Source organism: Synechococcus sp. R55.3 (assembly GCF_047461975.1).
Classification (GTDB): domain Bacteria; phylum Cyanobacteriota; class Cyanobacteriia; order Thermostichales; family Thermostichaceae; genus Thermostichus.
This window is the reverse complement of the sequence record NZ_JANSIG010000090.1, coordinates 1-11817: the sequence shown is the minus strand read 5'-3', so window position 1 is coordinate 11817 and position 11817 is coordinate 1. Positions and strand designations below refer to the sequence as shown.

The window sequence follows — 11817 nt, the reverse complement described above, 5'->3', positions numbered from 1 at the left end:
GACTCCGTATATAGTATTGGGTGATGCGGGATCCCCACCCAAAATAGGGGCTTTGCCCCTCGACAGAGGTCGAGCAGATGTTCTAACCTTGGCTTCTAGGGTGGCCCAAGAGCGCTCTTCAAGATAGGTGTGCCGGGGTGTTGTCAGCGATGGCCAACCGGGATCCTAAGGCTGAGAGTGTGCCGCATCGCTAGCCTAAGCCCTGTTGAGCGGGTTTAATCTAGGCAGCTTTTGATTTGCCCCAGGCTGTTGGTTAGTACTTAGGAAGCTGACCCCATAGCAACCAGAACAAGGCGCGATGCCGGGAGTTGAGATGAGAATGACGCATTGTAATGTAGTATCGCCTGTGCGCTCCCTCTGCCGCTGTGCAGCTCAGGTGGGCGGCGTAGCCGGGATCCTGATCGGAACAGCTTGGGGGGGCTTGGCTGTAACTCCCGTTTGGGCTCAGGAGAGTGCTCTACTGGCTCAGGCTGCGGCAGGCCCCATGAGCCGGCAAGAGGTGGCGGAGCGGCTGAATCTGGTGCCTGTTTTTGCCATCGTGTCTCAGAACGGCACCCCCGTTGTCGCCAATGTGGAGCGAGATGGCCGCACCATCCAAGTGGTTTCCTTCTGGCTGGATCAGGCCCAGGCCCAACAAATGTTGGAGCAGGTGAAAGCCAGCAACCCCGAGATAGCCAGTCAAGCCCGGGTGGTGCCTCTCTCGCTGGGGTATGCCTACGAAAAATCGGAAGAGGAGCGCGCCAAGAACAGCGATCTGTATTTTGAGGTGGTGCCTCGGGCTTCTGATGTGGAAGCAGCCAAGCAGGTGCTGAAGGAAACCGGTCAAGATGTGCCTGCAGAAGCGATTGGTGTGCCTCTGTTCTATGGCCGCTCCGGAGAGGGGCTGCTGACCATCGAGCAGGATGGCCATGAGGTGGTGCCCTTCTTCTTCGACCGCAACGATTTGCGGAGGGCTTTGGATCGGGCGGCGGCGCAGAACCCGGATGTGGTTGGGAAAACCCAGATTGAAGTGACCTCGCTGGCCATTGTGGTAGAGCGTATGCTGGCCCCCGACGCGCAGGCCGATGTGCAGAAAATTGCCTTTATCCCCTCTCGCTCGGCGCTGGAGTATATCCAATCCCTGGCCCGGCCTGCCAATCCTTCTGCAAGTCCCCAGCCTCAGCGTTAACCTAAGCCCCTGATGGGATCCCCGTCTGCTCTGGTGAAGCGGTTAACAGAGTGGCGTGCCCAAGCCCTGAGGGCGGCAAAAGCGGCTGGGATCCCTGCCGAGGAAGTGGAGATTTTGCTCAGGGAACGGCTGGGGTGGGGGCCATTGGAGCGGTTGATGGGTCGCGCTCCGGCTGGGGAGGGGGATCCCCTGGAGGAGGTGCAGGCCCTTTGGCGGCAAAGGGTGGAAGAGCGCATCCCCCTACAGTACCTGTTGGGCAAAGTTGAGTGGGCGGGCTTGAGCTTGCGGGTGACGCCGGCGGTGCTGATCCCACGCCCGGAGACCGAGCTGCTGGTGGAGCAGGCTTCCCTTTGGCTACAGGCCAATCCTCTGCCGCCGGGATCCTGTTTTGCCGACCTGGGTACAGGCAGCGGGGCGATTGCCATTGCGTTGGCCCATCAGCACCCCCAGTTGCGGCTTCTGGCCGTGGATTCTAGCCCAGAGGCCCTGGCTATTGCAGCAGACAATGTGGCAGCCCACCATCTGCAGGAGCGGGTGAAGTTGCTGCTGGGATCCTGGTTTGTGCCCTTGGATCCCTGGCGGGGGCAGCTGCGCGGCCTGGTTTCCAACCCTCCCTACATTCCCTCTGCTGAGCTGGCCTCGCTCATGCCAGAGGTGCGACTGCACGAGCCGCGACAAGCTCTGGATGGGGGAGAAGACGGCCTAGCCCACTTGCGACTGTTGATTCAAGCAGCACCGGATTACCTGGCCCCGAACTCCTTTTGGGCGGTGGAAGTGATGCGAGGCCAAGCCCCTTGGGTGGCGGAGCAGTTGCGAGATAGGGGCTGTTATCGGCAGATCCAAGTTCACCGAGATCTGGCCGGGATTGAACGGGTGGTCAGCGCCCACTTCGTCGGATAGAAAAGGGTAGGATCCCATAAGACAGGGTATTGCCGCAGCCCGATTGCCTCAGCGGGACGTAGTCCTCGCTGTCCAAAACTCAAAGATCCAAACCCAAGGATCTGAACCTCGACGGGATCCCCCGTCTTTCCTTCGGAGCACCTCTTGAGGAAACCCTTGCCTGCAGCCAAACCCGATCCACTCCCCCAGCAGGCCGCCCCTGCCGACGGGCAAGGGGCCGTGGATTGGCAGTTTGCTTTTGAACGCTCTGAGGTGATGCGAGCCTTTCAACAAGAGTTGCTCGTCAGCATCGGCCATGAGCTGCGCAACCCCCTCAGCAGCCAGATGGGATCCCTGCAGTTGGTGTTGTCGGATCTATGTGACTCTCCCGAAGAGGAGCGGGAATACCTGCAAAGTGCCAAAGAAGCGGTAGAGCGCCTGATCAAGCTGCTTGAGGAATACACCCGCCTGGCTCGCCATGACCTGCCCATCCAACCTCTGCGACCGGAACCGACCCGACTACGCCCCCTCCTGCAGGATGTGTACAGCCTAACTCGCCTACAGGCCCAGGATCAGGGCATTCGCTACGAATGGCCGGCCCTACAACCCACCTCGGCCTTTGAGGTGCCCCTTCTCCCCGACAGCCTCACCGTTTGGGCGGATCCCCACGGCTTGGTACAGGCGCTTCTGGGAGTGTGTCGCTGGGGCATCCGCACCCTACGCTACGGTTCGATGGCTTTGCACCCCTATCCCACCGCAGAAGAAGAGGGGCGACTGTGCCTGGGGTGGAACCTTGAGGGGCGATGCCATGTGCCCATTCAAACAGAGGGCTGTGCCGTCTGGCGGGTAAGCGAGCGGCTCCTGAGAGAAATGGGAGGCCAGCTGGAACTCTGCGAAAGCGGCCCCTACCGAGTTGGCATCAAGGTGACCCTGCGCCTCGCCCATTGAACCCCAGGCCAGAGGGACTTGGGCCTATCGGCTTCTCAAAGCTGGCCAGTTGGCATCTGCCCTCTTGATCAAGCCGGGGATGTCGCGCTCCCAGTTACGCTGTACCCGCTGGTTGGCGTTCAGGTACAGCTTGTCATCGACGATTTTCCAGGCAAAGGGATCCACCGGGTAAAGGTAGTTGTGGGCCACGGCCCAGGCACAAAACCCGCCGTACTGGGGGGCAAAGCGCTCTGGGTCGTTGCGAAACCGCTCCCGATTCTCGGCGCTGGCAAACCTCCAGGTCACCCCTCCCCACTCCCATTCATACTCTGGGGATCCCTTGACCGGCTTGCCGTCGATGAAATAGGCCACCGGGTCATAGCCCCGCAGGGCCAGGCCATCCGTTGCAAAAAAGGGGCCCGGGGATCCCTCCTCGACAGCCCCAACGACCTGTCCTTGGGCTGGGAGAGACAGGAGCCAAGCTGGGTGAGAAGCAACAGCCCCAACCATCAGCAGCAGCGGGATCAAAGCCCAACGATTTTTGACCATCACAACCTCCCAAGTCCTCAATCGAAAGTCGAAATGAGCAAGAAAGCCTTACTCTTCCCCTTCAGGTTCCAAAAGACATCTGACAAAAGACATCTGAGGAGATGCTGGCTTCCGGGGACTGGGAACAGTTTGGCCACAGCGAGGAGATTTGCCTGTGATTTGGATCTCGGAGATCTAAAAAAGCTCAACCTTCTCGGCGCAGGGCCAATTCGGCCCGATCCAGTTGCATTAGCACCCGCTCCACCTTTTCGGGGTTGAGAGGTCGACTGGAAGTGCGGTACTGGGAGGCCAGCGTATTAAACACCGTGCGCAAAGTGGTAAAAGACTGCAGCTTGTCGTAGCGATGGCCGTGGTAGCGCCCAGAAAACTCCTGGATGGCCTGCATGGCTTCCGCTCGCGCCTCCTCTGGGTTCATCAGGGGATCCCCTTCGGAAAGGACGGTGCGCAGGGTTTGGATCAAGGTCATGCTGTCTTCGTAATACTTGCCGGTGAGACGGGCAGCCTGAGCAACTGAACTCCCTGATCCCAGCAAAAGGGCTACAGACAGGAGCAGGCTGACAAGACGCCGAAAAAAAGTTTTGAGCATGGGGAACCTAATGTAACTTATTTTTAAGCATAAGCCACAGCAACACCAGAGGAGTCATCCAAAAGATGCTGTTCACCCCCTTCAGCGACTTTCTGCAGAGGCTAGGCCAGTACGGATCCCATTGGACAATGTTAGCCCTGATCTTGGGGTTTGCCTGTGCTCACAGCGGATTAGCCTACTTGCGGCCCTGGGGGGAAAGCTGGCTGGGATCCCGTCTGTACCGCATCTTCTTTGCTCTGTTGAGCCTCAGTTTGGCACCACTGTTGCTGATCTATTTTTTTAACCATCGCTACGACGGGGTGATTCTCTGGGATCTCCAAGCCGTCCCAGGCATCCGCACCACCGTTACTCTTTTGTCTGCCCTCTCTTTTTTCTTCTTGTATCCGGCCACCTTCAACTTGCTGGAGATCGCCGCCATTCGCAAGCCGGAGATCCACCTGTTTGAGACCGGGATCATCCGCATCACCCGTCATCCGCAAATGGTGGGCCAGGTGATCTGGTGTGTAGCCCATACCCTTTGGATTGGCTCCAGCTTTATGGTGGTGACCTCGCTTGGGCTCATTGCCTACCACCTGTTTGCCGTTTGGCATGGGGATCACCGCCTGGAGCGGAAATACGGGCAGGCCTTCCGCGATCTCAAGGCGCGCACCTCCGTGATCCCCGGCTTGGCCATTCTGCAGAAGCGACAGCAACTGCGCCCCCAAGAGTTTTTTCGCTGGGCCTATCTGGGGGTATTCAGCTTTGTATTGATTCTTTACGCCTTCCATCCACAAATGGTTTCTGCAGCCAGCCGAGTTGCCTGGTAGCATGATCCCAAAGAACTTCTTTAGTTTGGGAGTGATGGCCTTGCAAGTTGCTTTAGATGCTTTTAATCAAGAACTTTTGACAAGTGATGGGTTGGTTTTGGTGGATTTCGGCGCCCCTTGGTGTGGCCTGTGTCGCTTCATTCAGCCGATTACCGACCGTCTCGTAGCCGAGTGGGGAGGGGCGGTCAAAGTACTGCGGGTGAATGTAGACGACAATTTTTGGCTGCCGCGCCGCTATCGGGTGCGCTCTTTGCCAACCCTAATTTTGTTTGAGAAAGGTCAAGAAGTGCAAAGGCTGGAGCACTTCGCCAGCCGCGATGAGGTGCTTCGCCGCTGCGAGCAGTTGTTTCTTGACCACCTGCGCTACCTGGGTTCGGGAGCCTGCTCATCCTCGTTTGAGCCCCAAGCCCCGCCGCCCGGCGTGTAGAGGGTGATCACGTCGCCGGCTTTTAGGGAGCGGCTGATTTTGCCAGGCAAGGGATCCCCGTTGAGGAGGTTGATCCCCACTTGGCCTGGCCCGCCTCCCTGTTCTCCTTGGGGGGCATAATGGCGCCGGTCTGTGAGCAGGGAGAGGGTGCAATCTTGTAAAGTCTGGATGGATCGGATCAGTCCCCACCCGCCCCGCTGTTGACCATGGCCGCCGGAATCCTGGCGGAGCTCGTAGCGCAGCACCCGCAGGGGATACTCCAACTCCAGGGCTTCGATGGGGGTGTTGAGGGTATTGCTCATGCCCACGTGGACGCCATCCAGGCCCGGCCGCTGTCGGCTGGCCCCCTGACCACCCCCCAAGGTTTCGTAGTAGGTGAAGCGGCGGTTGCCCAGCACACAGTTGTTCATGGTGCCCTGTCCCTGGGCGATGCTCCGCAATCCGGCCACGGGAGCCAGAGCTTTGAACACCACATCGGCAATTCGCTGCGAGGTTTCCACATTGCCCGCCACCACTGCTGCCGGAAACTCGGCATTCACCAAGCAGCCAGGCGGCGCCACGATCTCGATGGGATCCTCCAGGCCGACATTGCTGGGGGCCGTGGGATCCAACAGACAACGCAGGGCAAACAACACTGCCGAGCGGGTGACGGCCAGCGGCGCATTCAGGTTTCCCGCCATGGCCGGAGCGGTACCGGTGAAGTCCACCCGCAGCTTCTCGCCCCTGACCTCCACCTGCACCCGGATCTCGATGGGTTCGGGCGGATCCCCGTAGCCCTCCAACCAGTCCTCAGCGGTGTAGATCCCATCTGGCAGAGCCTGAATCTGCGCCCGCATCCGTCGGCGGCTGTATTCGATCACCCCCGCAATCAACTGCCAAGCCTCTTCTTCTCCAAAGCGGGCCAGCAGCTCCCGAAACCGGCTCACCCCAACCCCGTTGGCCCCCACTTGGGCCTGCAAATCCCCCCGCCGCTGCTCGGCATTGCGCACATTGGCCAGAATTAGGCGCAGCAGATCTTCTTGCCAGTGCAACGCTCCTTCCAGAGAGAGCCTAGCCAGCCGTACCGGCGGGATCACCAGCCCCTCCTGCCAGATTTCGCTGGAGTCGGCGGGCATGGAGCCGGGGCGCATCCCTCCAATGTCGGCATGATGGGCACGGTTCACGGCATAGGCGCAAATCCGGTCGGGATCCCGCCAGCCGGGAATGGCTGCGACCACCGTGACGTCCGGCAGATGGGATCCCCCCTGGTAGGGATCGTTGAGGAGAAACACATCTCCGGGTCGCGGGTTGGCTGCCACCACCGCTCGCACCGCCTCCGAGAGGGCTCCCAGATGTACCGGGATGTGGGCCGCCTGGGCAATACAGGCCCCTTGCGCGTCAAACAGAGCTGTGGAGCAATCCCGCCGTTCCTTGATGTTGGCCGAGTATGAACCGCGGATGAGGCGGGCTCCCATCTCTTCGGCAATCCCCGCCAGAGCGTTGGCCATGACCTGCAACCGGATGGGATTGGAGACAGGATAGTTGCTATCCATATCCCTCAAAGCCTACGCCCCAGCCAAACGGCCACCCTACGGATCCCTTGCCAGAACTGCAAACGACGTTGCCAGCGGGCAAGGGTATGGCGATTCTCGCGCAGACGATCCCGCAGACGCAGCAACTCAGCGGGAGTGGGAGCCAAAGCCTGCTGAGCTGCTTCTCGCCAATCGGCCATGGCCCGCTCCGTAACCCCAAGAGCCGAGCGCAGGCTCAAAATGATGGGAATAAGGGCGATCAGAGCCAGAAACAGCAGCCCGTTAAGAGCACAAACTGCCCAGACGGCCCATCCTGAAACTCCCATCGGCATTTACGGAGATCTCCGGGTAGGGATCCCGACAAGGCTCACTGCTGCTGCAGCATCAAGGGGCGCAACACCCGGCCATCCCCCACCACAACCACCGTTGACAGCACCTGCCCGCCGCGACGGAAGGTAATCGGCACCGATTGGCCCACCGGGGTGTTTTGAATGATTTGTTGCACATGCTGCACGGAGGTGACCCGCTGCCCATCCACGCCAATCAGGATATCGCCTTGGGCCAAACCAGCTCGTTGAGCAGGGCCGTCTTGGAGCAGGCCGACCACCTGCACCCCTTGAACTTGCGGTGCGGGGCCGAACAGACGACGGCTGAGGGCGCTCTGAGCCTGCTCGCCGTTCACCGTTTCAATGGCAACTCCAATGAAGCCGTTGCCGACAGCAGAGGAGGCAGGCGACCACTGGACCCCGAAGCTGTTGGCGTCGCTGCTGACCTGAACCGTGGAACCGTGGTGGTTGTAAGCTTCACCCCCAACCGAGTCGCAGGGGTAGGCCACAACTGCATCTGCCAGCAAGAAGGAGATGGGCAGGGCTAGGGCAAGCTTGAACAGATGGGTTGGTTTCTGCATGGTTCGACCCTGGAAACGGTGAAGTAGAAATGAGCTTGAATCCGCGAAGCACTTGGGTGGATGCACCAGCCAGGTGTGGGCAGCTTGCACCGCCCCTCCCTCAGTGATAAACCCAAAATCGCCAACTGTCGATAGGCTTGGCCGTGCTTCTGGGCTGGATCCCAAGGTTTTGCCGGCCTTCCTGTAGCAATTCTTCAAGGTCTTGGGATCCCTGGCAGCACTGGGTTGGCTCGGCGGGGCTCACAAACCGGCAAAGCGATCGGTGGCTTCCAGGAGGGCGGTGCGGATTCCGGGCTCGGTGATGGAATGGCCAGCATCGGGGATCATCCGAAACTCTGCTTCTGGCCAAGCCTGATGCAGCTCCCAAGCAGAGATGGGCGGGCACACCACGTCGTAGCGCCCCTGGACGATCACCGCCGGCAGATGCCGCAGCCGTCCCACCCCCCTGAGGAGCTGATCCTCCGGATCCAAAAAACCGCCGTGGACAAAGTAATGGCACTCAATGCGGGCAAAGGCCTCGGCAAACTCTCCCCGACCAAAGCGCTCGATGAGCTCTGGGCTGGGGATCAACTTGCTGGTGCTGGCCTCCCAAACAGACCAGGCGCGAGCTGCCCTCAGCCGTACCTGGGGATCTGGGTCGTTGAGGCGGCGGTGGTAGGCTGCCAGCAGGTCATCCCGCTCTTCGGGGGGGATCGGCTCCAGGTAATGTTCCCAAGCGTCGGGGAAAAAGTAGCCGGCCCCCGACTGGTAAAACCAGCGGAGCTCAAAAGGGCGCAAGAGAAAAATGCCCCGCAAGACAAACCCTAGGCAGGATTGGGGGTGGGTTTGCCCATAGGCCAGGGCAAGGGCACTGCCCCAGCTGCCCCCGAACACAAACCAGCGATCAATGCCCAGATGCTGGCGCAACTTCTCGATATCCGCCACCAGATCCCAGGTGGTGTTCTCCCGCAGCTCGGCATAGGGGCGACTTTTCCCGCAGCCCCGCTGATCGAACAGCACCACCCGCCAGCGGCTGGGATCGAAATACTGCCGGTAGATGGGATCGATCCCGCCTCCAGGCCCCCCGTGCAAAAACACCACCGGCTTGCCTGCCGGGTTGCCGCACTGCTCGTAGTACAGGGTGTGGAGGGAGGAAACCGCCAGAAAACCTTGATCGTAGGGCTCGATGGGGGGATAGAGATCGCGCGACATAACTTGAAGCTCTGCTGGTCATCACTCTCAGGGTCTGCGCAGGGCAATGGTGGCCTTGGGCGGGATCCCTTCCTGAAAGGTCTCGCCATCCGCGGCCAGGATGACAAATTGCAGCTCCTGACCCGGCTGGGCGCCCAAATTGCTCCAGGGGATGGCCACCTCCAAACAGGCATCCACCACCGCCTTCACTTGATGGCCGATGGCGTGCCAGGTGTGGTACTCCCCTGCCTGCAAGAGCTGGGCTTGCACCTCTGCCGGATGCTGGCCGGTGCCGGGAGGCGGCAGTGACAACCGCAACAGGTGGCGGTAGTGGTAGTTGAGAGGGGCTTCTGCCGGCAATCCCTGCAGGGGAATGGGGCTGTTGACGGTGACGCGGTTGGGATAGAACCACAGCACCAGCAATTGCCTGGGCCGCTGCACCACCGAGTTAAAATCCAGCCGCAGATAGAGGTTGAAGTGATCAAACCCGTACCAGAGGCGGCGAACGGCGCTGTTGCGGTGCATGGTGCCTCGGGCCGCTCCAATCTCCACCCGCCCCGCTTGGCTCCACTCCCGTTCTGCCGGACGACCGTTGATGGCCGGGTGGATAAACCCCTGCGGCAGACGATCCCCTAGGCCGTCATGATCCTCCAGGGGAAATTGCAGCACGGTCGGCACCGCCTCTCCCAAAGCAGTGTAGAGCGCCTGCAGGTGCTCCCGAAACAACTGGTCGAAAACGGCATCATGGGCGGAGGAGTGGCCTGCCCCAAACCACCAGAACCAATCGGATCCCTCGGCGGCCCAGAGGGCTTCCCAGGCTTGGGGATTGGCGCGGGGATGATCCTGAATCACCTGGCGGGCCTGAGCCAAGAGCTCCCAAGCGCGGTTTTTCACCGGATCCCCAATCCAGGTGGTGAAATCTGCCTCGATCCAGGAGCCGCTGTGAAGTTGCTCTGCCGGCAAAAACTCGGTGGGCGGAAACTGATCCAGAAACTCCGAAACGGTCACCAGCCGCAGGGAGGAGTGCTGGCTGAGGCGGGTATAGAGGTTTTCCAAGAAGGGCCGGCCATCTTGGGGGTAGTACTCCCAGCAGTTTTCCCCATCCAGAGCGATGGTCACCAGCCAGGGCTGCTCCTGGGGCAGGCGGTTGCGGATGCTCTCCAGATGGCCGATGAGATCTTTGGCGGCAGCATCGGCGGGCATGGCGCTGTAGCTGAAGCCAATCAAATCCGAAAGGCGGTGATCCCGAAAGACAATCGCCAAATCCCCCCGCTCGGTTTCCAGGCGGTAGGGGCGGTAGAGCTTCTCCGGCTCCAGAATGTGGCCCTGCCCATCGCGATGAAAAGGCTGGCCCAGGCTCCACCCCAAAACCCCTTCGTCGGAGATGATCCACTCAAAGCCCTGTTTTTGCACAATCGGCACGATGGCAGGGCTTACGGATTGCTCGGAAGGCCACAGGCCCCGCGGCTCGCGGCCAAAGCGCTCCCGATAGATCTGCTTAGCCCGCTCCAGTTGGCTGTGGACATCCTGCTCCCAGTGAAAGGGGTAGCGAGGTAAGGGCAACCCTGGCCGAGCCACCCGCGCCGAGCGCTCGCTCACCAACAGGGGCAAGATGGGGTGGGTATAGGGGCTGGTGGTCAGCTCCAGTTGGCCGCTGCTCTGCAGTTTGGCGTGCTGGGGCAGGATAGCGCCGAGGATCTGTTGTTGCTTGGCGTAGATCCGCTGCCGATCCGCCAGGGTAAAACCGGATCCCATCTTAATCCAGCCCTCGATCTCAGGATCCTCCTGAAAGAGGGGATCAAACCAAGACAGGTTGTGCCAGGCCAGCAGATCGCTGAAGTCCTGCGGAGTCCAGTACTGCAGACACCAGTTCACCCCCTGAGATTCCCGTTGGTTGTAGAGCTGCCGGTAACGGGGGTAGGGCTCGATCATGGTGGGGTAGTGGCTGTCGAAAAAACGCTCGACCACAAAGCGCAGTTGATCGGGGCTGAGCTTTTCGACAGGGGATAAGGTCAGTTCCAGGTAAGGATCAAAAGCCGAGCCGGCTACGTACTCTTCGATTTGCACAATCAGGGAGGGCACCAAGTTGACCGTTTGGTGCAGGCGGGGATAGCGCTCCAACAGCAACACCAAGTCCAGGTAATCTTTGATCCCGTGTAGGCGCACCCAAGGCATGCGATATTTACCCGCCACCGGACTTTTGTAGAGGGGTTGGTGTTGGTGCCAAACCAGGGCGACGTGCAGCGGGTAAGTCATGGGCGGTACGGGATCCAACCATCACCCGGATACTAGCCCATCTGTCTGGCTGGCGATCGTAAGAAACTCTTGAATGTCTGAGCGCTGCCGGTGTCGATGGCGGTGGGGAAAAGCTTGCCATTCGCAAGATTCCTCAGGAGAATGGCGGCAAAAGGAAGAGCTGAGCCATGACTGCCGCTACCCACCTTCTGGAACAGTCGATCGTTGTCTTTTCCCAAAACTATTTGCCCATCAGCCGGGTCAATATCAAGCGGGCAATCGTGCTGCTGCTAACAGGCAAAGCCGAACCGCTCTCGATGATGAATGTGCCGGTGTGGAAGGTGCGCTCCCCCAACCAGGTCATCGAGGTGCCCGAACATATTCGCCTGACCATCAAGGGCAAAGAGCGCGCTTGGCGCGTGCCCCCTGTGAATCGGCGGGAGGTTTTGCGGCGGGATCACCACACCTGCCAGTATTGTGGCAGCACCCACAATCTGACCTTGGATCATGTCGTGCCCCTCTCCAAAGGGGGATCCCACAGTTGGGACAATGTGGTGACGGCTTGCGAACGCTGCAATCAACGCAAGGGCAACCGCACCCCTGAAGAAGCCAACATGCCCCTGCGCAGCAAACCCCGTGCCCCTCTCCACCC

At 60.2% G+C, this 11817-nt stretch carries 13 protein-coding genes; 6 read left to right on the top strand and 7 right to left on the bottom strand.

The window, feature by feature from the left end; genetic code table 11:
- Window positions 1–319 precede the first annotated feature (319 nt).
- The 3 genes from NW849_RS12105 to NW849_RS12095 all read left to right on the top strand — a co-directional run bounded on the left by NW849_RS12105 (window position 320) and on the right by NW849_RS12095 (window position 2995).
- Complete coding sequence (locus NW849_RS12105; RefSeq protein WP_414357870.1) at window positions 320–1168, top strand: Tic22 family protein; 849 nt, start codon at window positions 320–322, stop codon at window positions 1166–1168.
- A gap of 12 nt (window positions 1169–1180) precedes the next feature.
- On the top strand, window positions 1181–2068 hold the full coding sequence (gene prmC, locus NW849_RS12100; RefSeq protein WP_414357868.1) for a peptide chain release factor N(5)-glutamine methyltransferase: 888 nt from the start codon (window positions 1181–1183) through the stop codon (window positions 2066–2068).
- A gap of 156 nt (window positions 2069–2224) precedes the next feature.
- A complete protein-coding gene (locus tag NW849_RS12095) occupies window positions 2225–2995 on the top strand; it encodes a sensor histidine kinase (RefSeq protein ID WP_414357866.1) in 771 nt (256 codons plus the stop codon).
- A 24-nt stretch (window positions 2996–3019) separates the two neighbouring features.
- On the opposite strand, the gene NW849_RS12090 is transcribed toward NW849_RS12095, so the two are convergent.
- On the bottom strand, window positions 3020–3484 hold the full coding sequence (locus tag NW849_RS12090) for a YHS domain-containing (seleno)protein (RefSeq protein WP_414350235.1): 465 nt from the start codon (window positions 3482–3484) through the stop codon (window positions 3020–3022).
- 223 nt (window positions 3485–3707) lie between these two features.
- Entirely contained in the window at window positions 3708–4109 is a 402-nt protein-coding gene (gene psb27, locus NW849_RS12085) for a photosystem II protein Psb27 (protein ID WP_414357864.1), read from the bottom strand.
- A gap of 65 nt (window positions 4110–4174) precedes the next feature.
- On the opposite strand from psb27, the gene NW849_RS12080 reads away from it, so the two are divergent.
- Together NW849_RS12080 and NW849_RS12075 are read left to right on the top strand one after the other, a co-directional pair.
- On the top strand, window positions 4175–4915 hold the full coding sequence (locus NW849_RS12080) for an NnrU family protein (RefSeq protein ID WP_414357862.1): 741 nt from the start codon (window positions 4175–4177) through the stop codon (window positions 4913–4915).
- 34 nt (window positions 4916–4949) lie between these two features.
- Window positions 4950–5342 (top strand): thioredoxin family protein, encoded by a 393-nt coding sequence (locus NW849_RS12075; RefSeq protein WP_041437173.1) that lies wholly within the window; start codon window positions 4950–4952, stop codon window positions 5340–5342.
- On the opposite strand, the gene NW849_RS12070 is transcribed toward NW849_RS12075, so the two are convergent.
- From NW849_RS12070 to NW849_RS12050, 5 genes are all read right to left on the bottom strand, one after another.
- Entirely contained in the window at window positions 5279–6874 is a 1596-nt protein-coding gene (locus NW849_RS12070) for a hydantoinase B/oxoprolinase family protein (RefSeq protein ID WP_414357860.1), read from the bottom strand. The genes NW849_RS12075 and NW849_RS12070 overlap by 64 nt on opposite strands.
- Window positions 6875–6879: 5 nt before the next feature.
- Window positions 6880–7185: a hypothetical protein gene (locus NW849_RS12065; protein WP_414357859.1), complete on the bottom strand. Its 306-nt coding sequence runs from the start codon at window positions 7183–7185 to the stop codon at window positions 6880–6882.
- Window positions 7186–7220: 35 nt separating this feature from the next.
- Window positions 7221–7760 carry a PDZ domain-containing protein gene (locus NW849_RS12060; RefSeq protein WP_414357858.1) on the bottom strand — a complete coding sequence of 180 codons (540 nt, stop codon included), beginning with the start codon at window positions 7758–7760 and terminating at the stop codon, window positions 7221–7223.
- 240 nt (window positions 7761–8000) lie between these two features.
- On the bottom strand, window positions 8001–8951 hold the full coding sequence (gene pip, locus NW849_RS12055; protein ID WP_414329348.1) for a prolyl aminopeptidase: 951 nt from the start codon (window positions 8949–8951) through the stop codon (window positions 8001–8003).
- Between the two features lie 27 nt (window positions 8952–8978).
- The gene (locus NW849_RS12050; protein ID WP_414357857.1) at window positions 8979–11186 is read right to left on the bottom strand and encodes a glycoside hydrolase; all 2208 of its coding nucleotides are present in this window, start codon (window positions 11184–11186) and stop codon (window positions 8979–8981) included.
- Window positions 11187–11353: 167 nt separating this feature from the next.
- Between NW849_RS12050 and NW849_RS12045 the strand changes: the two genes are divergently transcribed.
- Window positions 11354–11817: HNH endonuclease (locus NW849_RS12045; protein WP_414357855.1), on the top strand; the 464-nt coding region annotated here is incomplete at its 3' end.